At 70.5% G+C, this 24,819-nt stretch carries 19 protein-coding genes; 14 read left to right on the top strand and 5 right to left on the bottom strand.

Annotated features, from left to right (window positions below):
- Positions 1–74: 74 nt before the first annotated feature.
- Positions 75–1,247 (bottom strand): agmatine deiminase family protein, encoded by a 1,173-nt coding sequence (locus ACWFRJ_RS02645; protein WP_453524348.1) that lies wholly within the window; start codon positions 1,245–1,247, stop codon positions 75–77.
- Between the two features lie 212 nt (positions 1,248–1,459).
- Here ACWFRJ_RS02645 and ACWFRJ_RS02650 point away from each other — a divergent pair, with 212 nt between their 5' ends.
- Positions 1,460–2,041 (top strand): TetR/AcrR family transcriptional regulator, encoded by a 582-nt coding sequence (locus tag ACWFRJ_RS02650; protein ID WP_453524349.1) that lies wholly within the window; start codon positions 1,460–1,462, stop codon positions 2,039–2,041.
- An 82-nt stretch (positions 2,042–2,123) separates the two neighbouring features.
- Here ACWFRJ_RS02650 and ACWFRJ_RS02655 read toward each other — a convergent pair whose 3' ends face one another.
- Entirely contained in the window at positions 2,124–2,687 is a 564-nt protein-coding gene (locus ACWFRJ_RS02655) for a DinB family protein (protein WP_453524350.1), read from the bottom strand.
- Positions 2,688–2,903: 216 nt separating this feature from the next.
- Here ACWFRJ_RS02655 and ACWFRJ_RS02660 point away from each other — a divergent pair, with 216 nt between their 5' ends.
- Together ACWFRJ_RS02660 and ACWFRJ_RS02665 are read left to right on the top strand one after the other, a co-directional pair.
- Positions 2,904–4,199: an alginate lyase family protein gene (locus ACWFRJ_RS02660; RefSeq protein ID WP_453524351.1), complete on the top strand. Its 1,296-nt coding sequence runs from the start codon at positions 2,904–2,906 to the stop codon at positions 4,197–4,199.
- A 151-nt stretch (positions 4,200–4,350) separates the two neighbouring features.
- Entirely contained in the window at positions 4,351–5,526 is a 1,176-nt protein-coding gene (locus ACWFRJ_RS02665; protein ID WP_453524352.1) for a serine hydrolase domain-containing protein, read from the top strand.
- A gap of 96 nt (positions 5,527–5,622) precedes the next feature.
- Here ACWFRJ_RS02665 and ACWFRJ_RS02670 read toward each other — a convergent pair whose 3' ends face one another.
- A complete protein-coding gene (locus tag ACWFRJ_RS02670) occupies positions 5,623–5,805 on the bottom strand; it encodes a hypothetical protein (RefSeq protein WP_453524353.1) in 183 nt (60 codons plus the stop codon).
- 256 nt (positions 5,806–6,061) lie between these two features.
- On the opposite strand from ACWFRJ_RS02670, the gene ACWFRJ_RS02675 reads away from it, so the two are divergent.
- Complete coding sequence (locus ACWFRJ_RS02675; protein ID WP_453524354.1) at positions 6,062–7,567, top strand: hypothetical protein; 1,506 nt, start codon at positions 6,062–6,064, stop codon at positions 7,565–7,567.
- A gap of 361 nt (positions 7,568–7,928) precedes the next feature.
- Positions 7,929–8,756, top strand: coding sequence for an aldo/keto reductase (locus tag ACWFRJ_RS02680; RefSeq protein ID WP_453524355.1), 828 nt, complete (start codon positions 7,929–7,931; stop codon positions 8,754–8,756).
- A gap of 49 nt (positions 8,757–8,805) precedes the next feature.
- Here the strand turns inward: ACWFRJ_RS02680 and ACWFRJ_RS02685 are convergent, their stop codons facing one another.
- Positions 8,806–9,066 carry a hypothetical protein gene (locus ACWFRJ_RS02685; protein WP_453524356.1) on the bottom strand — a complete coding sequence of 87 codons (261 nt, stop codon included), beginning with the start codon at positions 9,064–9,066 and terminating at the stop codon, positions 8,806–8,808.
- Positions 9,067–9,481: 415 nt separating this feature from the next.
- Between ACWFRJ_RS02685 and ACWFRJ_RS02690 the strand changes: the two genes are divergently transcribed.
- From ACWFRJ_RS02690 to ACWFRJ_RS02730, 9 genes are all read left to right on the top strand, one after another.
- Positions 9,482–11,116, top strand: a complete 1,635-nt coding sequence (locus ACWFRJ_RS02690; protein WP_453524357.1) for an ABC transporter substrate-binding protein — start codon at positions 9,482–9,484, stop codon at positions 11,114–11,116.
- Positions 11,117–11,128: 12 nt separating this feature from the next.
- On the top strand, positions 11,129–12,145 hold the full coding sequence (locus tag ACWFRJ_RS02695) for an ABC transporter permease (protein ID WP_453524358.1): 1,017 nt from the start codon (positions 11,129–11,131) through the stop codon (positions 12,143–12,145).
- Positions 12,145–14,094, top strand: a complete 1,950-nt coding sequence (locus ACWFRJ_RS02700) for a dipeptide/oligopeptide/nickel ABC transporter permease/ATP-binding protein (RefSeq protein ID WP_453524359.1) — start codon at positions 12,145–12,147, stop codon at positions 14,092–14,094. The genes ACWFRJ_RS02695 and ACWFRJ_RS02700 overlap by 1 nt, the downstream gene beginning before the upstream one ends.
- Positions 14,091–15,098: an ABC transporter ATP-binding protein gene (locus ACWFRJ_RS02705; RefSeq protein WP_453524360.1), complete on the top strand. Its 1,008-nt coding sequence runs from the start codon at positions 14,091–14,093 to the stop codon at positions 15,096–15,098. Before ACWFRJ_RS02700 ends, ACWFRJ_RS02705 begins: the two co-directional genes overlap by 4 nt.
- A 49-nt stretch (positions 15,099–15,147) precedes the next feature.
- The gene (locus tag ACWFRJ_RS02710; RefSeq protein WP_453524361.1) at positions 15,148–18,468 is read left to right on the top strand and encodes a serine hydrolase; all 3,321 of its coding nucleotides are present in this window, start codon (positions 15,148–15,150) and stop codon (positions 18,466–18,468) included.
- Positions 18,469–18,544: 76 nt separating this feature from the next.
- Entirely contained in the window at positions 18,545–19,684 is a 1,140-nt protein-coding gene (locus ACWFRJ_RS02715) for a M20/M25/M40 family metallo-hydrolase (RefSeq protein ID WP_453525050.1), read from the top strand.
- A complete protein-coding gene (locus tag ACWFRJ_RS02720; RefSeq protein WP_453524362.1) occupies positions 19,681–20,628 on the top strand; it encodes a GNAT family N-acetyltransferase in 948 nt (315 codons plus the stop codon). Before ACWFRJ_RS02715 ends, ACWFRJ_RS02720 begins: the two co-directional genes overlap by 4 nt.
- A 43-nt stretch (positions 20,629–20,671) precedes the next feature.
- Positions 20,672–21,778, top strand: coding sequence for an o-succinylbenzoate synthase (gene menC / locus ACWFRJ_RS02725; protein WP_453524363.1), 1,107 nt, complete (start codon positions 20,672–20,674; stop codon positions 21,776–21,778).
- A 131-nt stretch (positions 21,779–21,909) separates the two neighbouring features.
- Positions 21,910–23,574, top strand: coding sequence for a PucR family transcriptional regulator (locus ACWFRJ_RS02730; protein WP_453524364.1), 1,665 nt, complete (start codon positions 21,910–21,912; stop codon positions 23,572–23,574).
- Here ACWFRJ_RS02730 and ACWFRJ_RS02735 read toward each other — a convergent pair.
- Entirely contained in the window at positions 23,546–24,697 is a 1,152-nt protein-coding gene (locus ACWFRJ_RS02735; protein WP_453524365.1) for a serine hydrolase domain-containing protein, read from the bottom strand. The two genes, ACWFRJ_RS02730 and ACWFRJ_RS02735, sit on opposite strands and share 29 nt — an antisense overlap.
- Between the last annotated feature and the right edge of the window lie 122 nt (positions 24,698–24,819).

Raw genomic sequence — 24,819 nt, forward strand, 5'->3', positions numbered from 1 at the left:
GGAGGTCTGGGGCCCGGCCCTGGGGTGGTGCTGATGCCACCCCCGGTGACGCCTGTGTTCGCGCGGGGCCGGGTTCAGTCGACAGGCTTGCCGGGCTCGTCGTGCGTGGAGCAGTGGATGCCGCCGCCACCGGAGGCGATGGTGTCGATCCGGACCGGCACGACGTCGCGCTGGGGGAAGTGCTCCCGCAGGATGCTCCGGGCGCGGTCGTCGGCCTTCCGGTCCCCGAACCTGGGCATGAAGACGGAGTCGTTGGCGACGTAGAAATTGGCGTACGTCGATACGAAGTCGTCTCCCTCGCCGGTGATCCTGTCCAGGTCGGGCTGCGGCAGATCGACGATCTCGAAGGACCGGCCCCTGGCGTCGGTCGCCTTGCTGAGCACGGCCTTCGCCTGGTCGGCCGCGCGCGACCAGGAGTCGGCGGGCATACCGGGGAAGGCCTGGTCCAGGAGCACCACACCGGGCGCGGTGAAGCGGACCAGGCTGTCCACGTGCGCGTCGGTGATGTCCTGACCACGTACGCCCGCAAGCCAGATCACCTTCTTGACGCCCAGGGTCCGCTTCAGCTCGGCCTCGATCTGGTCGCGGCTCCTACCGCGGTTGCGGTTGTCGTTGACGATCGAGCTCTCGGTGATGAGGAGCGTGCCCTCGCCGTCGGTCTCGAAGGATCCGCCCTCGGCGATCAGAGGCGCCTTCCTGCGGGGGATGTCGTACTTCGAGAGGAGGGTGCGGCCCACCCGGGCGTCGTGCGTGTGCTCCTGCTTGTCGCCCCACCCGTTGAAGTTGAAGTCGACACCGACGACGTCGCCGTCCTGCTCCACGAACACCGGCACGGTGTCGCGGGCCCACAGGTCGTCGACGGCCAGCGGGATGACCTCGACGTCGCGTCCGCAGGCCTTCTGGGCGGCGGACTGCTGGTCGGGCCTCGCCATCATCACGACGTACTCGTACTCCGCGACGGCGCGGGCGACGCGGGCGATGTCCTCGCGTACGTAGGGGAGGTCCTCGTCCCACACCGACTCCAGAGCGGGCCACGACATGAAGGTGCGCGCGTGGCTCTCCCACTCGGCACCCATGCGCAGTCCCTCGGCCACCGTGTCCCGCTCGCCCGCGGTGTTCGCGGCCCGCGCCTGCTCGTCGCCGGTCCCGCACGCCGAGGCTCCGAGGACCGCGGTGCCGATTCCGGCGAGCGCGCGGAGGGCCGAGCGGCGGGAGGGGCGCGTCGGGAAGAGGGGGGAGGGGGACACGGTGAACTCCGATCATCGTGATGGGGATCAAGCTACCCATCGGCATGGCGGGACGCGCGGGGAGCGCGACGAGCGCGGCGCGGACGGAGCCGCTCGACGCCTCGACTCTGACACGGACTGAAAATTCAGTCAAAGAAAACTCTTCCCGGTGCCCATTTCCGCGGCTCGCCCGAGATCACCGGGCAGGGAAGGGCCCGATAGGGTTCGGATTCATGGCGCCTCGCACTACTCAGATCCTCGAAGCGGCCGCACGGCTCATCGCCCGTCGCGGCGTCCGCGGCCTGCGCGTCGAAGAGCTCGCCGCCGAGGCGGGCGTCTCGACCGGGCTGATCTACTACCACTTCAAGGACCGCACCGGGATCCTGCGCCGGACGCTCGAGTTCATCAACGACCGCGCCGAGCGCTACACCGCCGGTCAGGCGCGGGACGCCGGACCGCTCACCCCGCGCGAGGAGCTGGAGGAGATCCTCCTCCTGGAACTGCAGGACACCCCGATGGTCAGGGAGAACAGCTCCGCCTGGGGCGAGCTGCGGGCGAGTGCCGTCTTCGACGAGGTGCTGCGGGACGACCTCGCCAGGGCCACCCTGGTATGGGTGCAGGAGGTGGCCGCCCTCCTCGGCCAGGTGCAGCCGACGGCCCCGCCGCCCGCCCTGGCCGCGTCCGGCGAGCGGCTCACCGCGCTGCTCGAAGGGCTCAGCATGCGCTGGCTCAGTGGCGGCCTGCGGATCGAGCACGCGCGTGACCTGCTGCGCGGCGCCATCGACGCCGAGCTGGCACTGCTGCAGGGAATGTAGGGCCCACCGAAGGCACGCCCCACATTCCCTGGACTGACCTTGGACTGACCTTGGGCTGAAAAGTCAGTCAAGAAAACGAGACTCAGGCCATGCTCGTGGCGCCGTCCAAGGACTCGCGGATGATGTCGGCGTGGCCGGAGTGCTGAGCGGTCTCGGTCGTGATGTGCATCAGCACCCGGCGAACGGACCACTGAGCACCGGCCTCGAACCACGGGGCCTTCGGCAGCGGCCACGTGGCATCCAAGTCGGGCAGGGTGGCGACGAGTTCGTCGGTCCGACGGGCCGTTTCGGCGTAATCGGCCAACACGCCAGCCAGCGTCTCACCGGGCAGCATCCTGAATTCGTCGGTACGGCGGGCCAGGTCGGCCTCGGTCATGGCCGTGAAGTCGGTCATCGTCGACGGTCCGCCCAGGATGAAGCCCGCCCACATCTGCTCCACCTCGGTGACGTGCTTGATCAGGCCGCCGAGGCACAGGGTGCTGGCGGTGGTGCGCATCCCTGACTGCTCGTCGGTGAGGTCACGGGTGGTGAAGCGCAGGAAGTGCCGGTGCTTGGCCAGCGTCTCCAGCCACTCGGCACGCTCACCGGTGACGGCAGGACCCTCCGTCAGGCCGTCGGGGGTGGTGGTCGATTCGTTCGCAGCCATGGTCTCCGCCTTCACATGCTCGTGTTCTGCCGGTCAGGGACCACGTTAGGACTCGTATAGGACAGGAAGTGACCTATACGCACCCGTTGCCTGAGTGACGCAACGGCTCTACGCTCGACCGGTCCGCATGGTGAATGTTGTTCACATCCTTGATAGGCCAGACAAATCTGACAGGTCTGACAGGTCTATGGCTGTGACTTGTGACTGGAGTGTGTGATGCGCGCAAGATCCCGGGTCCGGCTCGGCGCCCTGCTCGCCGCGGCCGCCGCCCTCGCCTCCGTCCTGATGCCGACCGCCACTGCCACGGCCACTGCCATGAACACCGCCACCACCCGCGAAAGTGCCCCGCGCACCGCCGTCCTTGACGGCAAGCGACTTCAGGAGACCAAGCTCCGCCTGGACCGCGGCGACCCGCAACTCAGGCGCTCAGTAAGGGATTTGGCGAAGCGTGCCGACGCCTGGATCGGCCAGGGGCCCTGGACCGTCGTCGACAAGCCGAAGCCCGCGCCCGGCGGCGACGTGCACGACTATCTGAGCCAGGCGCCCTACTGGTGGCCCACGCAGTCGCCGACCGCCGACAATCCGTGGGGTTGCCCCTATGAACAGCGCGACGGGCAGCGCAACCCCGAAGTCGACACGGGGACCGACCGTCAGGACGTGGAGAAGGTCTTCGACTCGGCGTACGACCTCACGCTCGCCTGGTACTACACGGGAAAGAAGCGCTATGCCGAGAAGGCCGCATCCGTGCTGCGCACCTGGTTCCTCGACCCGGCGACCAAGATGAACCCGAACCTGGACCACGCGCAGTTCATCCCCTGCAAGTACGACGGCCGGGCCATCGGCATCATCGACTTCTCGCAGTCCTACACGAGTGTCGTGGACGCGATCGCGATCCTCGGTACGGGCGCACCCGGATGGTCGAAGAACGACCGCTCCGCGATGGAGAAGTGGAACAAGGACTTCCTGGGCTGGCTCGTCGACAGTGACTTCGGCAAGCAGGAGAGCGCCGCGCAGAACAATCACGGCACCTTCTACGACATGCAGGTCGCCGCCCTCGCCTACGCCACGGGTGACACCGCCCTCGCCCGCCGCACCGTACTCGACGCCCGTGCCCGCCGTATCGACCCGCAGATCGCGGGCGACGGCAGCCAGCCGCAGGAGCTCGCACGGACGCGGAGTTGGCACTACTCGACCTTCGATCTGGTCGCCTACACCCGGCTCGCCGCAATCGGGCGGCACGTGGGCGTGGACCTCTGGTCCCACGAAGGGCCCGACGGGCAGAGCCTGTTCAAGGCCGTCGGCTATCTCCTGCCCGCGGCCACGGGGGCGGCACAGTGGTCGCACCCCGAGCTGGAGTTCCACCGGTTCGCGGCGAGCGACGTCGTGCACGCGGCGGCCGATGCCGGGGACCCGGCCGCGCGCAAGGCGGTCCCGAAGCTGGAGACCCCGCCCGGCGGGGATCTGTGGGCACTGCGCCCCGCGGCCGAGCAGCTGGACTCGATCGCGGGCTGAGCGGGCTGAGCGGGCCGAACGGGAGGTGTGTCGGGGGTTAGCCCTACCTGGACCTGGGCGGTTAGCAGGATCGTCCCGGGATGCCACATCCGGAAATGCTGGGGCCAGGCAGATGCCGCTGGGTTCCCGACGATTCCGTAGGAGTTGGCTAGTGCGTGAGCAGGTATGGCAGAGGTTCAGTTCTCCCAGGCGGCAGGGTGGCCGACGCGGAGCCGTGTCGGCCGCGGCTGCGACGGCCGGGGTGGTCGCCGCCGTCATGACGGCGGCTGCCTTGTCGCCGACCGTGGCGTCCGCCTCCGCCAGGCCGGACACCGTCCAGGAGGGCCTCGACACGCTGGTGCGCTCTGACGGAGTGCCCGCCGCGCTTGCGAGCGTCAAGGGCGTTGATGGCCGCGCCCGTACCTACACCGCGGGGGTCGGAGACCTGGCCACCGGCTCGAAGGTGCCCAGGGACGGCCAGGTGCGGATCGGCAGCAACACCAAGGCGTTCACCGCGGTACTCGTGCTGCAACTGGTCGGCGAAGGGAAGATCGGCCTCGACACCTCGGTCGACACCTATCTGCCGGGCCTCGTGCGCGGGGAGGGGATCGACGGGAGCCGCATCACCGTCCGTCAGCTCCTGCAGCACACCAGCGGACTCCCCAACTACGTCAAATACCTCGGCGAGGACGTCCGGCGCTACGAACCCCGCGAACTCCTCGACATCGCTCTCCAGCACAAGGCCGACTTCGATCCCGGGGAGAAGTGGGCGTACAGCAACACGAACTACGTCCTTGCCGGTCTGATCGTCGAGAAGGTCACCCACCGTCCGCTCGCCAAGGAGCTGGACCGACGCATCATCAAGCCCATAGGGCTGCGCCACACCTACTTCCCCGCACCCGGTGACGTGACCATCCGAGAGCCCCATCCCAAGGGCTACTACCAGGATTCGGCCGGTGCGCCTCTGCGTGACGGAACGGAACTTGATCCGTCCTGGGGCTGGGCGGCGGGGCAGATGATCTCCACCAACTCCGACCTCAACCGGTTCTTCACCGCACTCCTTGCGGGCAGGCTCCTCCCGGCGGCCCAGCTCGCCGAGATGCGCACGACTGTCCCGGCCGGAGCGCCCTTCGCCTCCGGCGCCCGCTACGGACTCGGGCTCGTGAGCACACCGCTGTCGTGCGGCGGTGTCTACTGGGGCCACGGAGGTAGCACCACGGGATACGAGACCCGGGGCGGCGTCACCACCGATGGCCGTGCCGCCAACGTCGCGGTGACCGTCCAGCCGACCGACTCGTCAACCATGAAGCGCGTCGACCGGGTCGTGGACAAGGCCTTGTGCCGCTGAACCGCACCCCGCACCCCTGAACCGCACCCCCATCACGCTCGGGTTCCCGGCCACGGCATGCATCACAGCCGTGGCCGGTGCCCCGTGTGGCCGCAGTCAGCCGAACCGGCTGTACAGGCCCGCGGCGACCAGGAACAGCACGATCACGACCGCGAAAATCAGCGTGCCGGTTCCCTGGGAGCGTTCCTGGTCGGCGCGCTTCTCCTCGATGAAGGCCTTCGCGTCGGCTTCCGTGCGCGTGCGGACCCACTGGCCGTTCTGTCCCGCGTTGGGGAACAACGTGCACCTCCTGTGTCAACTCCGGTGCGCCTGACCACTTTTCACACTGGCAAACCTCACCGGCAACGATTGCCCCTCAAGAGTGGCGGGCCCCGGAGACGACCTCCGGGGCCCGCCGCCTTGCTGTGTCGCGCCAGCATGCGCTCCCGAATACATCGGGGTAATTTGTCCACGTTTGTAATGAAGTACGACTTCTGCCCTGCGCCCTGTAGGTCAGCAGAGGAGCCCTACAGGTGCGTAAGGGGAAAGCCGGGCGATGGCCAAGACCTTGAACGTCCCGCCCGTCGCAATGGAGCGCCGCGGCCCGACACCGGCCCCGCGCATCCCGCGACGTGTCGGAAGCCAGATCTGGCCGGCCGTCGTGGCAGGTGCCTTCACGTTGACCCAACTGGCCCTGGTGCGGCCCGGAATGGGTCTCGGCTGGGACGAGGCGGTGTACGTCAGTCAGGTCAGCGGCCACGCTCCGGCGGCGTTCTTCAGCGCACCCCGCTCCCGCGGGATCTCCCTGCTGGTCGCGCCCATCGCCTCATGGTCGTCGTCCACCTCACTCCTGCGGGTCTATCTCGCGGTCCTTTCCGGCCTCGGCCTCTTCCTGGCGCTGCGCGTCTGGCGCGGCCTCTTCCCCGTACGGGTGGTCGCCCTCGCGGGCGCCCTCTTCGCGACGCTCTGGGTGACCGTCTTCTACGGCCCGGAGGTCATGCCCAACTACTGGGTCGCGATCGGCGCCCTGGCGGGCGTCGGATGCTTCCTGCGCGCCCAGGCGGACCGCCGTGACAGGGCCGCGCTGTGGGGCATGGGCGTCAGCGCGGCGCTGATGGCGTGGATGCGGCCCGTCGACGCCGTCTGGGTGAGCCTCCCGCTGCTCGTTCTGCTGGTCTGTGTACGCCGCTGGCGCCGAGCGCGGCTGCTCGCGGCACTGCTCGCCGGGCTGGGGGCGGGGGCGGTCGGGTGGATCGGTGAGGCGTACGTCGGTTTCGGCGGCCTGGGTGCCCGCCTTGCCGATGCCTCGCGGATCCAGGGCGGCCTCGGCTGGAACATCGCCGTCCTCGATCAGCTGCGCAGCCTGCGCGGACAGACCCTGTGCCGCCCGTGCACCTCTTCGGTCCCCTCCCCGGAGCTGATCGCGTGGTGGTTCGCCCTGCCCCTGCTCGCCGCACTCGGTCTCGTTGTCGCGGTCAGGGCCCGGCGCACCGCGGGCACACTGCTGCCGCTGGCCTGTGCCGCGACGGCGAGCATCCCGTACCTGTTCATGATCGGATACGCGGCGCCGCGCTTCCTGCTGCCGTTCTACGCGCTGCTCGCCATCCCCGTCGCCGATGCCCTCGTCCATCTGGTCACCGCCTCGCGCCAGGCGTGGAGGCCGGTGATCGTGACGCTGGTGGCACTCGCCGCAGCCGGGCATCTGGCGGTGCAGTACGCGATCCTCGAGGGCGTCGTGGACCGCTCCACCGCCGCCCGCGAGGACTGGGCCCGCACGGCGTCCGAGCTGCATCGCCTCGGCGTGCGGCCGCCGTGCGTGCTGACCGGGTACGAGGCGCTCCCGATCGCCTTCTACGCCGGATGCTCCTCCGCCCAGACGCAGGGGCACAACGCCAGCACCACCCGTGCGGACCTGCTGCGGGTCGCGCGGCGGACACCGACGGCCACGCTGGCCACGGCGGAGGACGGGCCGCCGGGGTACGCGCGCGGCTGGCCGTCCCACCGGTTCGGTGACCTGCGCATCCATGTGGGTCCCGCGGCAGCGGCCGGAATCCGGGGATGACCTTTAGATGACCTCTCCCACGGGCACCCGGTCTCGTCGGGGAACGGGTGCACCCTTTTGCGGCATATGAACGGTTTGCGCACCGTGATGTCGGGTACCCCGGGATGGGGCCGGAACGTGAGGTTCCGCCCTGCGCCCTCAATCGTCGCTCTGGAGAGTTCATGTCGGATCACGGAATCGAAGGCTGAACCATCCGACCGTGTCCCGCGCACCCGCGCCGGGACAAAAGCTGCCCATACATGTGTTTTGCGGCCGAGGTGAACGGCAAGCAGTCCCCGACGTACCGCCCTCCACCCGCGAAACCAGCAATACCCCGCGGAATCAGCAGTACCCCGCGAAACCAGCAACACAAGGAGTCATCGTGACCGCAGTACCTTCCCTGACCCTCAACAACGCAGTGGAGATCCCCCAGCTCGGCTTCGGCACCTTCCAGATCGAGCCGGACGAGACACGGGAGACGACGCTGGCCGCGCTGGAGGTCGGCTACCGGCACATCGACACGGCTCAGATGTACGGCAACGAGAAGGAGGTCGGCCAGGCGGTCCGCGACTCCGGTCTCGACCGCGCCGACGTCTTCGTGACCAGCAAGCTCAACAACGGCGCCCATGCGCACGACGACGCACTCAAGGCGTTCGACCGCACCATGGATGAGCTGGGACTCGACTACCTGGACCTCTTCCTCATCCACTGGCCGCTGCCCGGCAAGGGCGACTTCGTGGAGACCTGGAAGGCCCTGGAGGAGATCTACCGCTCCGGCCGCTCCAAGGCCATCGGCGTCTCCAACTTCCAGCCCAACCACCTGCGCCGCCTGATGCAGAACAGTGACGTGGTGCCCGCCGTCAACCAGATCGAGGTGCACCCCTACCTCACCCAGGACGACGTCAGGGCCTTCGGCGCCGAGCACGACATCGCCACGGAGGCCTGGTCGCCCATCGCGCAGGGCAAGGTGCTCGACGACCCGACCATCAACCGCATCGCGCAGCGCGAGGGCAAGTCGGCCGCCCAGGTGACCCTGCGCTGGCACATCCAGCGCGGGGACATCGTCTTCCCCAAGTCGGTGACCCAGAGGCGCATCGAGCAGAACTTCGACATCTTCGACTTCGAGCTCAGCGAGGGCGACATCGGTGAGATCTCCGCGCTGAACCGCGACGAGCGGACCGGCTTCGACCCGGACACCTTCAACGGCTGAGGGCCGTCCGCCTCATTCCAGAGGGTTCCAAAGGAATCAGAGGCACAGGTCAGTTCACCCGAACGGGGCTGGTGTCCGACTCGATCACGGTGAGGACGGCCACCACCCGATGGAGGCGCCTGCGCGCCCGGGCGGCATCGGCCGAGGACACCACCACCTCGGCGGTGGCCCGGGCGGGGGCGCGTACCGCATAGGTCAGCTCCCGCACGGGCACCGGGCGCAGGGCGGAGACGATCCGGCCGAGCGCCTCGCGGCTGTCGTGGAGCGTCACCGTCAGCGTGGTGAGGGCGGGGGACTCGTCAGGAGTCATCGTGGGTGCTTCCTTGTCTCTGCGCTCTGTACGGATGGCGAAAGCAAAAAGACCCCTCGCGGAATGCGAGAGGTCTGCGTGCGGGCGGTGAGCTGCCTGGGAGGGGTTGCCTCCAGGTCACCTCGGTGCCGGCACGCCGCAGCTGATAATGAGCTGGCGCAGCATGGCGCGGATGCTTCCACGGATCGGATCGCACCGGCAACGCCATCTCATGCTGCGGACACCGCACCCCATGGCCTGACAGCGCGCCATGAAGCGTCATGTGCGCACCGCTTCCCCCCAGTAGCCAAGGCTCCGTCTGTCGGCGCCGATAAATCAGGCCGCTCCGCCTTGTCGTAGGCGACGAAGTGTTGTCCGTGTCCCCGCCCTACCTTTCGGACATCACCGGTTCGAAGCCTCGGAGGTGGGGATCCGCATGTCCATGTGGGATGAGCTCAACCGTCCGCCCGTAAAGCCCGCGGTACGCGTCCTGCCGCTGGTGGCGGCCGCCGCGCTCCTGGTCGGTGGCTGCGGAGGCGGATCCGGCTCGGGCGCCGCGGGGAAAGGCGAGTTGGCGGACGGCAAGACGTTCACCACGGCCTACGCGTCCGACCCCGGCGCCCTCGACCCGGCGAAGACGGTGATGTCGATCGCCATCGGCGTCAACCGCTATCTGTACGACCCGCTGATCCACCTCAACGCCAAGGGCGAGCCCGCAGCGGGCCTCGCGCAGAAGTGGGAAGCGACGACGAAGGCGGCGACCTTCACGCTGCGCCCCGGCGTCAAGTGCTCCGACGGCTCGACGCTGACCGCGAGCGACGTGGCCGCGAACATCGACTACATCGGTGCCCCGAAGAACAAGTCACCACTGGCCGGTGTGCTGATCCAGCCGGGCACCACGGCGAAGGCCGACGACAAGCAGCGCACCGTCACCCTCACCAGCGGCGCCCCCGACGCCTTCCTGCTGCGCAACGCCGGTTCCGTGCCGATCGCCTGCGGCAAGGGACTGAAGGACCGCACGGCACTGGCCAAGGGCGGCAAGGGCAGTGGCACCGGCATGTTCACCATGACCGAGGCCGTCACGGGCGACCACTACACCCTCACCCGGCGCAAGGACTACACCTGGGGCCCGGGGTCGTCCGAGCAGGGAGCCAAGGGGCTGCCCGACACGGTGAAGATCCGGGTGATCCCCAACGAGACCACGGCCGCGAACCTGCTCCTCTCCGGAGAGCTCAACGCCGCGCCGATGTCCGGCCCCGAGCAGAAGCGCCTCGCGGCGCAGAAGCTGTTCCACGCCGACGTGCAAGCCCCGTTGGGCGAGCTGTACTTCAACCAGAGCGGGGCCCGCCCCGGAGCTGACGAGAAGGTGCGCCGGGCGCTGGTCCAGGCACTGAACCTGCCCGATGTGGGCAAGGTGATCACCAACGGCACCGGAAAACCGTCCCAGGGCATGGTCACCGACGAGCCGCGGGCCTGCACCGGCGACTCGGTCACCGGAAATCTTCCGCAGCACGACCTCGCGGCGGCCAAGTCGGCTCTGGGCAAGGCCGGTTGGGAACCGGGAGCCGGTGGAATCCGCACCAAGAACGGCAAGAAGCTCACGATGAGCTTGATGTACGGCACCCAGAACGGGCCCACCATGGCCGCGGGCGCCGAGCTGATCCAGAAGGAGTGGAAGAGCCTCGGGGTCGAGGTCAAGATGAAGCCCGCGGACAGCCCCGGACTGAACAGCACGCTCTTCGGCTCCGGCAACTGGGACGTCTCCATGGGCCCGATCTCCCTCGGGGTGCCCACCCAACTGGTCCCGTTCATGTCCGGGCCCACGCCGCCCAAGGGCGTGAATTTCGCGGGAGTCGACAACCCCGAGTACCAGGCCCTTGTACAGAAGGCTTCGGCCAAGGTGGGCGCCGCGGGCTGCCCGCAGTGGCAGCAGGCCGAGAAGGCGCTGATCAAGCACCTCAACGCGGTGCCGTACTACAACTCCCTCACCCCGGTCTTCGGCAAGGCCGCTCGCTTCAAGGTCAACCAGGGCTCGATCGTCCCATCCTCGATCCGCATGTACGCGAACTAGGGGGACGGTTCGATGACGACCGCGACAACCGCGACGGCGGGCGCCGACGCGCCGCCGGCGTCGGCTGCCCCCGACTGGCGTGGCAACCGCTGGCTGCTGTTCGGCATGCGCCGCTCGGCCCGCCTTGTGGTGTCGCTGTGGGTGCTCGTCACAGCGGCGTTCCTGATGATCCATCTCATCCCCGGTGACCCGGTGCGCGCCGCTCTGGGCATGACCGCTTCGCCGGACCTGGTCGCGGCGAAGCGCGCGGAGCTTGGTCTCGACGACCCGCTCTGGCAGCAGTACCTGCACTTCCTGGGCGGCCTCTTCACGGGCGATCTGGGCAGTTCCACCATCAGCGGCCAGCCCGTGACGCAGACGATCGGCGACCGGCTGCCCGCGACCGTGCAACTGGCCGGACTCGCTTTCGTCCTGGCCCTCGCGGTGGCCGTCCCCCTGGGCACGGCGATGGCCGCCCTGACCCGGGGCGGGCGCCGTCGCGGCGCCGAACTGGCCTTCACCTCCGTCAGCGTGCTGCTCGCCGCGATACCGGAGTTCCTGCTCGCGGTCGTGCTTGCCTACGTGTTCGCGGTGCGTCTCGACTGGTTCCCCGTCGCGGGCCGCGAGGGACCGAGCTCGTACGTCCTTCCGGTCCTCGCCCTGTCCATCGGCCCCGCATCGGTGCTGGCCCGGATCGGCCGGGTGGAGATGCTGTCGGTCCTAGGCCACGACTATGTGCGCACCGCGCGCGCCAAGCGGCTGCCGTCGCGCCGCGTGTATGTGCGCCACGCGCTGCCCAACGCCCTGACCGCCACGCTCACCCTCGGCGGTCTGCTGCTCTCGGCGCTCGTCGCGGGGACGGTCCTCGTGGAGAACGTGTTCGCCTGGCCCGGACTCGGCTCGACGATCGTGCAGTCCATCGTGCAGAAGGACTATCCGGTCGTGCAGGGCATCGTGCTCGTCTACGGCGCCGGAGTCCTCGTGGTGAACCTGCTCGTCGATGTGGCGCTCGCCCTGCTCGACCCGCGCTCCGCGATCGGGGAGGCCTGATGCCCGCGACCCGCTCCCGATGGTCCTCGGTCGCGCGTACGCCCGTGGGCGCCTGCGCCGGACTTCTGCTGCTCGCGGTGGTCGTCCTGGCCGTACTCGCCCCGATCCTGTGGGGGGACAGGGCCTCCGTGGTGGACACCGCCGCGATCCAGCAAGGGCCGTCCGACGCTCATCTGTTCGGCACGGACAACCTGGGCCGTGACATCTTCTACCGCGTTCTTGTGGCCACCCGGCTCTCGCTGCTCCTCGCGGTGAGCGCGACCCTGTTGGGTGTGGTCCTGGGGCTGATTCTGGGCGCGCTGCCCTCCGTGCTGCCGCGCAGGGCGGGGCGGTTCGTGACCTCCGTGGTGAACATCGCCGTCGCTTTCCCCGGCCTGCTGCTCGCCCTGTTCTTCGCGGTCGTCTTCGGCGTTGGCGCCACCGGCGCGGTCCTCGCGATCGGCCTCGCGATGGCCCCCGCCTTCGCCCGGCTCACCCAGACGTTGAGCGCGTCGGTCGCGGGCCGGGACTTCGTGGCCGCCGCCCGGACCGTCGGCGTCGGCCGGATACGGCTCCTGGTGCGCCACATCCTTCCCAACATCGCCGAACCGCTCGCCGTCAACGCCACCATCGGCGCGGGCGCCTCGCTCCTCGCCTTCTCCGGACTCTCGTTCCTGGGACTCGGCGTACAGGCCCCGGACTACGACTGGGGCCGGCTTCTCGGCGAGGGCCTCGGCCGGATCAACCTCACCCCGGCGCCCGCGCTCGCACCGTGCGTGGCGGTCGTCGTCACCGGCCTGGCGTTCAACCTCTTCGGTGAGGCAGCGGCAGCCGCCCTCGGCGTACGTACGCTGTCACGCCAGGCCGTCGGCGCCCGTCCGCTCCCACCACCTGCGCCGGAAGCCGCCGCAGCCGCGCACGGGCCGGACGCCGACGGGCAGCCGGTGCTCGCGGTGGAGAACCTTCAGGTCGCCTTCCCGGGACCTGCGGGATGGACCACTCCGGTGCGGGGCGTCAGCTTCGCCGTACACCCCGGGGAGGCCGTGGGCGTGGTGGGCGAGTCAGGGTCGGGCAAGAGCCTGACCGCGATGGCCGTGTCCCGGCTCGTCGAGCACCCGGCCCAAGTCACCGCCCAGCGGCTCGAGTTCACCGGCACACCACTGCTCGACACCGGCGAGCGTGAGCTGCGCCGTCTGCTCGGTACCTCCCTCGCGATGGTCTTCCAGGACCCGATGTCCTCGTTCAACCCGGTCGCGAGCATGGGGCGACAGCTCGCCGAGGTCGCCGAACACCATCAACACCTGTCCCGGAGCGCCGCGTTGGCACGGGCAGTGGACCGGCTGCGCGCCGTGCACGTGCCCGCGCCCGAGCGGCGCGCACGCCAGTATCCGCACGAGTTCTCCGGCGGTATGCGACAGCGCGCGATGATCGGCATGGGGCTCATGGGCGATCCCAGGCTGATCATCGCGGACGAGCCGACCACCGCCCTCGACGTCACCGTGCAGCGGCAAGTGCTGCGCCTGCTCACCGAGGTCAGGGACGAGCGGGCCACCGCCATCCTCCTCATCAGCCACGACATCACGGTCATCGCCCGCACCTGCGACCGGGTGCTCGTCATGTACGCGGGCCGCATCGTCGAAGACCTGCCCGCGGCCGACCTGTTCACGGCGGCCCGACACCCCTACACCCGGGCGCTCCTCGCCGCCGTACCGGACCTCGACACGGACAGGGACCGCCCCTTGGCCGTGATCCCCGGCCGCCCGCCTGAGCCGGACCGGATACCGCAAGGGTGCGCCTTCGCCCCGCGCTGCCCCGCCGCGGACGACCACTGCCGCCGCGAGGACCCCGAGCCGGTCACGTACACGGTCGGGCACCGGATCGCCTGCTGGCACCCCGGCCAGGACGCTACCGAACCGGTCGAGAACAAAGTCCAGGTCGAAGAGACCGCGACAGGAGGAGGGACGGCATGAGCGAGCTCGTCTTCGACGGAGTGAGCGTGCGCTACGGCACCCGCCGCCACGCCCTGACCGCGGTGGACGGCGCGCACCTGACCGTGCCGTCCGGCCAAGTGGTGGGCCTGGTCGGGGAGTCGGGCTCGGGGAAGTCGACGCTGGCCCGCGCGGCGGTCGGCCTCGCCCCGCTCGCCACGGGCCGCATCCTCCTCGACGGGACCGATGTACGTCGGCTGCGCGGCCGGCGTCGACCGCTGCAGATGATCTTCCAGGATCCGTACTCCTCCCTCGACCCGCGGATGAGTATCGGGGACTCCGTCGCCGAGGCCCTGCCGCGTGAACAAGGGCGCGGCGGGGCGGCTCGTCGGGCCGAGGTGGCCCGCCTCCTCGAGCAGGTCAACCTCGATCCTGACCGGGCCTCGATGCTGCCCGGACAGCTCTCCGGCGGTCAGCGGCAGCGCGTGGCGGTCGCCCGCGCACTGGCGGGGCGACCGCGGGTCGTCATCGCCGACGAGATCACCTCGGCCCTCGACGTCTCCGTCCAGGGCGCCGTGCTCAACCTGGTCCGTGACGTGCAGCGGCAGATGAACCTGACCATGCTGTTCATCTCGCACAACCTGGCCGTGGTGCGCTACCTCAGCGACCATGTCGCCGTGATGTATCTCGGCAGGATCGTCGAGGCCGGGCCCACCGAGCAGGTCCTCGCCGACCCGCGCCACCCCTACACCCGCGACCTGCTCGCCGCCGTGCCCAGCCGTACCTCGGCATCGGCACTCGGCGCGGAACCAGCCGATGACGCCCTCGCGGCCACCGAGCCCGCCGACCCGCACCACCCGCCGTCCGGCTGCCACTACCACCCCCGCTGCCCCGCAGGCCCCCAGCTGCACGCCGGGCGCGACCTGTGCCGTACCGAGGACCCGGCCAAGGGCGCTGCCGCACGACCCCACCACGCCGCCTGCCACTTCGCGGTCACCGCCGATCCGGCCCTCACGAAACGGCCGCATACGGAAGGCGCTGCGTGACACTCGTACACCACACCCATTCACCCCGTCATCGAGGAGACAGCACACCGTGACGCGACGCCTGGCCATCGACGACCTCTACGCCATCGCGCTGCCGGAGCAGCCCGCGCTGTCACCGGACGGCACGCGCGTCGTCTACGTGCTGCGCACCGCCGACCGCGAACACGACCGCGAGGAACGCGGGTTGTGGACGGTGCCGACCGGAGGCGGAGCCGCGCGACGGCTCACCAAGGGCCCAGCGGACACCGCGCCCGCGTGGTCCCCGGACGGCCGGTGGATCGCGTACCTGCGTGGCGGCGACAGCCCTTCGCAGCTGTGGCTGCTGCCCGCGGACGGTGGCGAACCCGAGCCGGTCACGAACCTTCCGGCGGGCGCGGGGGCGCCGGTATGGAGTCCGGACGGCACCGCGATCGCCTTCCCGGCACCGGTCGAAAGCACCCCGGCTCCCGAGGCGGTCGCGGCCCCCGTCGTGGCCGACCGGCTCGACTACAAGACCGACGGACACGGCCTCTTCGGCACGGTCCGCAGCCATCTGCACATCCTGGATCTCGAAAGCCGTGAGGTCCGGCAGGTCACCCACGGCGACTGGCACGCGGGAAGCCCGGCCTGGTCGCCGGACGGCCGCAGCCTCGCCTTCTGCGCGGCACGCGGCGCGGACGCCGACCTGACGCTGCGCTCCGAGGCGTACGTCGTCGACTGCCTGGTTTCTGGAGCCGAGCCGCAGTTGGCGGGTTCCGGCGAGGGCGTCGCGCACGCCGTCAACTGGACCGCCGACGGCGACGCGCTCCTTGTCGTGGGCCGTACGGACACCGCACTCGGCCACGCGAGCGTGCTGCGCGTCCCGGCGCACGGCGGCGAACCGGTCGACCTCACCGACGGACTCGACCGCAACGTGATGCCCGGCGGCCCCGGCTACCCTGGCGCGCTGCCCCGACCGGCCGTCGACGGCAGCCTTGTGCTGTTCTGCCTGCGCGAGCGCGGCTGCACGCATCTGTACGCCATGAACGCCGACGGCAGCGAACCCCGCCCGCTCGTGGGCGGCGCGGGCCGCGTCGTCTCGGGCATGTCCACTGCCGGTGACACCGCCGCCTTCGTCGTGGCGACTTCCACCTCGTACGGAGAGATATCGACCGTCGAAGTGTCCACAGGCCGCGAGCAGGTGCTCACCCGGCACGGGGCGGGCCTGGGGGAGACGGAGTTCTTCGAGCCGCAGGAGCGGGAGTTCACCGTCTCCGACGGCACCACGGTGCACGGGTGGCTGCTGCGCGACCCGGCCGTCACCGGCCCCGCGCCGCTGCTGCTCGACATCCACGGCGGCCCGCACAACGCCTGGAACGGTGCTGCCGACCCCTTCCACCCGTACCACCAGGTCTTGGCGGCACGCGGCTGGTCGGTGCTGCTGCTCAATCCCCGTGGCAGCGACGGTTATGGCGAGGAGTTCTTCACCGCGGTACGCGGCGCGTGGGGCAAGGCCGACGCCCCGGACTTCCTCGAACCGCTGGACACCCTGGTCGCCGAAGGGATCGCCGACCCGGAGCGCCTAGCCGTGGCCGGCTACAGCTACGGCGGCTTCATGACCTGCTACCTGACCAGTCGTGACAACCGCTTCGCCGCCGCCGTCGCCGGTGGCGTGGTCAGTGACCTGACCAGCATGTGCGGCACCAGCGACGAGGCCTTCCCGCTGGCCGCGGCCGAGCTGGGCGGCACACCGTGGCAGAACCGCGAGCTCTACGCCGAACTCTCTCCGTACTCACGGGTGGAGCACGTCCGCACTCCGACGCTGGTGCTGCACGGCGCGGCCGACGAGCGCTGCCCGGTCGGGCAGGCAGAGCAGTGGTTCACCGCTCTGCGGGTGCGGGGCGTGCCCACACGCCTCGTGCTCTACCCGGGCGGCGCGCACCTGTTCCTGATCGAGGGACCGCCCTCGCACAGGGCCGACCTCGCCCGTCGCGTCGTCGACTGGGTGGAGCGTCATGCCGGTGAGCCCGGACGTCCCGCCCGTGCCCCGCTGGACCTCGCGTACTGGGAACGCCGGCTCGGCGAGCTTGCGGCCAAGCACCGAGTGCCGGGCGCGGTCCTTGGTATCGCCCGCGGTGAGGACCTGGCCGTGGTCGCCTCCGGGGTGCTCAACAAGGACACCGGTGTGAGTGCCACCGAGGACTCGCTCTTCCAGATCGGGTCCATCACCAAGGTGTGGACCGCCACCGTGATCATGCAACTGGTCGACGAGGGGAAGCTCGACCTCGACGCCCTCGTGTCCGACGTCCTCCCGGAGTTGCGCCTCTCCGATCCGCGGACGGCGAAGCAGGTGACCGTACGGCATCTGCTCACGCACACCAGCGGCATCGACGGCGACATCTTCACCGACACCGGTCGTGGTGACGACTGCGTGGAGCGCTTCGTGGACGAGTTGGGCTCGGCGGCGCAGATTCACCCGCTGGGAGCGACGTTCTCGTACTGCAACTCGGGCTTCGTACTCGCAGGGCGGGTCATCGAGAAGCTCACCGGCACGACCTGGGACAACGCCCTCAAGGAGCGGCTGTGCGAGCCCCTGGGCCTCGCACACACCGTCACACTGCCGGAGGAGGCGCTGCGCTTCAGCACCGCGATGGGACACGCCGCCCAGGGCGACGAGGACCCACGGCCTGCCCCGGCGTGGGGCCTGCCCCGCTCGGCAGGCCCGGCCGGGCTGATCACCGCGACGGCCGCCGACGTCCTGGCCTTCGCCCGTATGCACCTTGCCGGTGGCAGCACCGCCGACGGCACCCAAGTCCTCTCGCGGCAGGCGGTGTCCGCCATGACCGAGAAGGAGGTCGACCTGCCCGACGTGCACACGCTCGGGGACTCCTGGGGTCTTGGCTGGATCCGCTTCGACTGGGGCGGCCACCAGCTCGTGGGACACGACGGCAACACCATCGGCCAGTCGGCGTTCCTGCGCGTGCTGCCCGAGCAGGATCTCGCCGTCACCCTCCTCACCAACGGCGGGAACACCCACGACCTGTACCTGGAACTGTTCCGCGAGATCTTCGCCGAGCTCGCCGGGGTCACCATGCCCGAGCCGCTCAAGCCCCCGACCGAGCCGGTGACGGTGGACGCCGACCGCCATCTGGGCCGCTACGAAAGGGCGGGCGCACGCATCGAGATCTTTCACGGCGCCGACGGGCCACGGATGCGCGACACGGTGACCGGGCCGCTCGCCGCCATGGTGCCCGAGACGGAGCGGGAGGCCGACCTGGTGCCCGTGTCGGACGACCTCTTCGTCGTACGGCTGCCCGGCAGCCCGTCCTGGATCCCCGTGACGTTCTACGCACTCCCGACCGGAGAGCCGTATGTGCACTTCGGCGCCCGCGCGACCCCGAAGGTGTCCTGACGTGAAGCGACCGCACGGCATCCAGATGCTTCACGACCCCGCCCGCGTCGCTCAGTTCGAGGACACACTGCCCGCGATGATCGACGACATCGGGCACCTGGTACGCACCGAGTCGCCGTCGGCCGACCTCACCGCCGTGGCCCGCAGCGCCGAGGAGGTCGCCAGGATCGGCGCGTCGCACCTGGGCGCCGAGCCGGACCTGATCACCGTGGACGGCCGCACTCATCTGCGCTGGCGTCTGGGCGGTGGCCCCCGGCGCGTCCTGCTGCTCGGCCACCACGACACGGTGTGGCCGATCGGCTCCCTGGACACCCACCCCTTCACGGTCCGGGACGGAGTGCTGCGCGGACCCGGTTGCTTCGACATGAAGGCCGGGCTCGTCATGGCCTTCCACGCCCTCGCCGCGCTCGGCCCCGACGCCGTCGACGGAGTGACCCTCCTGGTCACCGGCGACGAAGAGCTCGGCTCGCCGTCCTCGCGGGAGCTGATCGAGTCCGAGGCGGCAGGCTGCGCCGCGGCGTTCGTCCTGGAGGCGTCCGCCGACGGCGGCGCGTTGAAGACCGAACGCAAAGGAGTCTCCCTGTACGAGATACGAGTCGCGGGGCGGGCCGCCCACGCGGGCCTGGAACCGCACCGCGGTGTGAACGCGGGCATCGAGACCGCCCACCAGATACTCGCGGTCGCCGCGCTGTCCGACACCGACGCGGGCACCACGGTCACCCCGACCGCGCTGAGCGCCGGAACCACCACCAACACCGTCCCCGCCCACGGCCGGTTCGCCGTCGACGTCCGCGTACGCGACGCCGTGGAACAGGCCCGCGTGGACACCGCTCTCCACGGGCTGCGTCCCGTACTCGACGGCGCGACGCTGGAAGTGACCGGCGGACCCAACCGCCCGCCCCTGCCGCACGCCGCGTCGGAAGGGCTCTACCGCCGCGCCCGGCACCTGGCCGAAGAGCTGGGCACAGGGCCGCTCACCGCCGCCGCAGTCGGGGGAGCGTCGGACGGCAACTTCACCGCGGGCGTCGGCATCCCGACCCTCGACGGCCTCGGCGCGGTGGGCGGCGGAGCACACGCCGCCGACGAGCACGTGATCGTCGCGGAACTCCCGCGCCGCGCAGCCCTGTTGACGGCACTCGTCGGCGCCGTGCTCGACGAGCACCCGCAGGCAGCACGCGAGAGTGACACGACAGCGATCGCCAGGAGCCCCCGATGACGGACAGGTCCGCCGCCACTCCCTTCGCGCCCGACGCCGGCCACCGGATCACGGCGGACGCACTGACCGCGGCCGACGCCGCGGCGCACGCCGCCGGTTGCCACGTACGGCCGATCAGCGCCCTGCCGGACCTGGAGGCGGCCTGCCGGCTCTTCGAAGGCATCTGGAAACCGGGCGGCGAGAACGCCCTTGCCACCACCGAGCTGCTGCGTGCGATGGACAAGGCGGGCAGCTATGTCGCGGCCGTCTTCGACGGCGAGGGCGGCGCCTTCGACGGCGCCCTCGACGGAGGAGAGAGCGGCGAACTGGTCGGCGCCTGCATCGGCTTCTTCGGCCCGCCGCCCGACGGCGCCCTGCACAGCCACATCGCCGGTGTATCGGCCCGGATGCGCGGCCGCAGCGTCGGCTTCGCCCTCAAGGCGCACCAGCGCGCCTGGGCACTGCAGCGGGGCGCCGCCCAGGTGTCCTGGACCTTCGATCCACTGGTGCGGCGCAACGCCTACTTCAACATCGGCAAGCTGGCCGGAAAGGCGGCGCAGTACCTGCCCAACTTCTACGGCCGCATGAACGACGGCATCAACGGCGCGGACGACACCGACCGCCTCCTGGTGGAGTGGCAGCTGACCGCCCCCGAGGTCGCCGCGGCCTGCGACGGCCACCACAGGGCCACCGACGCGGCGGCCGAACTGACCGGCGGCGCCACCGTCGCCCTGGGCGCCACCGCCGACGGCCGGCCGCACGCGTACTCCGTCATCGGGCCCCGGACCCTGGTCGCCGTGCCCGAGGACATCGAGCAACTGCGCCGCACCGACCCGCAGTCCGCGGCGGCCTGGCGCTCCGCCGTGCGCGACGCCCTGGGCGGGCTCATCGCCGACGGATGGCAGGTGACGGGATTCGACCGGGTCGGCTGGTACCTCCTCGCAGATCCTCGTACCTGCTCGTAGACCTCGTACCCCTCGTACCCCTCGTAGAAAAGGACGACGAACCGTGAAGCTCACCGGAGTCGAACTCCGCCAGGTCCGGCTGCCGTTGGTGGCCCCCTTCCGCACCTCGTTCGGCACGCAGACGGAACGCACCGCGCTGCTCCTGCGCGCGGTGGGCACCGACGCCGAGGGCTGGGGGGAGTGCGTGGCCATGGTCGATCCGCTCTACTCCTCGGAGTACTCGGCCGCCTGCGCCGACGTACTGCGCCGATTCCTGGTGCCCGCCCTCGGCCGGCACTCGCGCCTCGACGCGGTCGGCGTCGCCCCGGCCCTCGAACCGTTCAGGGGCCACCGGATGGCGAAGGCCGCACTGGAGATGGCCGTTCTCGACGCCGAGCTGCGCACCCGAGGGGTGCCCCTTGCGCGAGAGCTCGGCGCCGTCCACGACCGGGTGCCGTGCGGGGTGTCCGTGGGCATCATGGACTCGGTGCCACAATTGCTCGACGCGGTGGGCGCCTACCTCGACGAGGGATATCGCCGCATCAAGCTCAAGATCGAGCCCGGCTGGGACATCGCGCCGGTACGTGCGGTGCGCGAGCGCTTCGGCGACGACCTGCTGCTCCAGGTCGACGCCAACACCGCCTACACCCTCGCCGACGCCCGGCACCTCGCCCGACTCGACCCGTTCGACCTGCTGCTGATCGAGCAGCCCCTGGACGAGGAGGACCTCCTCGGACACGCGCAGCTCGCCAAGGCCCTTGCCACACCCGTGTGCCTGGACGAGTCGATCACCTCCGCCCGGTCCGCCGCGGCGGCGATCACCCTGGGCGCGTGCAGCATCGTGAACATCAAGCCCGGCCGGGTCGGCGGCTATCTGGAGGCCCGCCGTATCCACGACGTGTGCGCCGCGCACGGCGTGCCCGTGTGGTGCGGCGGCATGCTGGAGACCGGCCTCGGCCGTGCCGCGAACGTCGCTCTGGCCGCGCTGCCGGGCTTCACGCTGCCCGGCGACACCTCCGCGTCCGACCGTTTCTACCGCACCGACATCACCGAGCCGTTCGTGCTCGCCGATGGCCACCTCGCGGTCCCCGACGGCCCCGGACTCGGTGTCGCACCGCTCCCGGACGCTCTTGAGGAGGTCACCGTCGACACGGAGTGGATCCCGTTGTGACGGGGCCCTTTGCGACGGGACCCTTTGCGACGGGCCCCTTGCGGCAGCCGACGAGAGCACCGCACAATCCCGTCGACACCGACGAGGAGCGGCCCCACGCGCTACTGGGGGGACGGGGGGTACGAGGCACGGTGAACACACAGCCGCGGGCCAGCCTCGGGCGGGTCCTTGAAGACCTCGGCACCACCCTGCTCGACCTCGTGTGCGGTGACCCGGACACGGCGGACGGGATCGGCGGTGTGGTCATCCACGACCCCCTTGACGACCCGGTGCTGCCCCGCAAGGCGCTGGTGCTCGGCATCGGTGTCCACGGGCCGGACGAGACCGCCCGGCTGCTCACCGCCCTCGGCGACGCGGGCGCGGCGGCGCTGGTGGTCCGCGCCCCCGCGCAGACCGATGAGGCGGTCACCGCGGCGGCACGGAGATCCGGGGTCGCGCTGCTCGCGCTGACCCGAGGCGCCTCATGGGCCCAGCTCGCCGCGCTGCTGCGCTCGCTGCTCGCGGACGGCGATGTCGGCGATGCGGGGCCCCAGACCCTCGGCGGCACCCCGTCCGGCGACCTGTTCGCGGTGGCCAACGCGGTGGCCGCGCTGCTCGACGCCCCCGTCACCATCGAGGACCGCAGCTCCCGCGTCCTTGCCTTCTCCGGCCGCCAGGACGAGGCCGACCCCTCCCGCGTGGAGACCGTCCTCGGCCGACAGGTGCCCGAACGTTTCACGCGCCTGCTCGAGGACCGGGGGATCTTCCGCTCCCTGTACCGCAGCGACCAACCGGTCCACGTCGCCCCACCCGGGCCCGACGGATTCCACATCCCGCGCGCCGCGATCGCCGTACGCGCCGGTGACGAAGTCCTCGGGTCCATCTGGGCCGTCGTCCGCACCCCGCTCACCGCACAGCGGGGCCAGGCGCTGCACGACGCGGCCAAACTGGTGGCCCTGCACATGCTGCGCCTGCGGGCCGGCGCCGACGTCGAACGCCGACTCCGTGCCGACCTGGTCTCCACCGCCCTGGAAGGCGGATCAGGCGCCGCCGAGGCCCTCGGCAGACTCGGCCTGACCGACTACGCGGGCGTCGTCGTCGCCCTGGCGGTGCCGGACCCGCCCGAGCTGACCGGCTCGACCGACCTGCACGCCCAGCACACGGCCGAACGCCAGCGCCTGGCCGACGCCTTCGCCATGCACCTCTCCGCCATCCACGCCCGCGCCGCCACCGCCCTCATCGGCGACGTCGCCTACGGCATCCTCCCCGTGCCGCACGACCAGGCGGACGCGGAGGAGAGAGCGGCCCGCATCGGCACCGACTTCCTCACGCGCATCGGCGACCGCCTCACCCCGCTCATCGGCATCGGCCCGACTGCCCAGGACGCGGGCGCCCTTGCCCGCTCCCGCGAAGGAGCCGACCGGGCACTGCGCGTCCTGCGCGCCAACGGAGGCTCCCGACAGCTCGCCCGCATCTCGGACATCCACGTCGAGGCGCTCCTGCTCGACCTCGCCGACCTCGCAGCCGAGCGGGGAGACCCGCCGACAGGACCCCTGGCCCGGCTGCTCACCTACGACAAGCGGCACGACTCCCAACTGGTCGACACTCTCAGCGCCTGGCTCAACGCCTTCGGCGACGTACCGGCCGCCGCCGAAGCGATGTACGTCCACCAGAACACCTTCCGCTACCGCCTGCGCCGCGCCACCGAAGTCGCGGGGACCGACCTCACCGACCCCGACGTCCGCTTCGCGCTGATGCTGCAACTGCGCCTGCTGCGAAGGCCCTTGTTCACTTCGGGCAGTACTCCGCCTCGATGACCGCCTGGCTGTTCCCCGCCCAGTCACCGTTGAAGTCGAAGGCCAGCGAGTGCTTGCCGTCCGCAGTGGTCACGGCCTGGGACGCCGAACCCTGGATGTTGCCTCCGTGCCCCCAGACCGTGACACCGCAGGACGGCGAGAACTTCATCAGGCCCAGGCCGTAGTCCGTGATCAGACCGGCCCCGCTGACCGGGACGGTGGTCTTCATCTCCTTGAGCTGCTCCGCGGGCAGCAGCTTGCCGCCGAGGAGGGCGGAGTAGAAGCGGTTCAGGTCACCGGACTCGGAGATCATCGCTCCCGCCGAGCCCGCGGCCGACGGATTGAGTTCGGTGACGTCGTGGACCGTGCCGGTCGGCTGCGGCGTCAGGGAGAGCTTGGAGTACGCGCGCGAACTCGGCGCGGGCATCGACGATGTGGTGCGGGGGACGGAGGTGGCGTACAGGCCGAGCGGCTGGATGATGCGCTGCTTGATCTCGTCCTCGTAGGGGTGGCCCGTGACCTTCGCGACGATCATTCCAGCCAGGGTGTAGTTGGTGTTCGAGTAGCTCCAGCCCGCGCCCGGGTCGAAGAGCGGCTTGTACCGCATGGCGATGCCGACCAACTGCTCGGGCGTGTAGGTGTCGTAGCGGTGCTCCAGGAACTTCTCCGTGAAGCCGTTCTCCAGGAACTCCGGGTCGGCGGTGTAGCTGGGGATCCCGCTGGTGTGGTTGAGCAGCTGCCGCACGGTTGTCCGGCGACCGTCGTTGCCGTTTCCCTGGACCACGCCGGGCAGCCACTTGTCGACTGTGTCGTCGAGGTCGAGCTTGCCCTCGCCCTGCAACTGGAGCAGCACGGTGGCGACGAAGGTCTTGGTCATGCTGCCGATGCGGTAGCGGTCGAACGCCGAGCGCGGCGCGCCCGTCTTGCGGTTCCCGACACCCGAAGTGCCCGCCCAGACCGAGTACCCGTCCTTGGCCTGCCCCGCGACTCCGGGCACCCCGTCCTTCACCGCGGTGTCCATGGCCGCCTGGGTCCGGGCATGTCCCACACCGCTTTCGGCCGCCGCGGGTGAGGTGAACGAAGCGGCGGTCAAGGCCGCCGCCACCAGACCCACCGTGCCGATCCGTGCTCTGCGCACTGCCATCTGCTGCCCCTCTCGGTTGCTGCTGTTCCTCGAACCGGTGATGTCCGGAAGTTAGGGCAGCGGGCCCGGCCGCCGCTTCGTCGTGGTCGACAACGCGGGGCGGGGCGCTCATCGGGGGCAAC

The sequence above is a fragment of the Streptomyces sp. NPDC055239 genome (assembly GCF_053606205.1).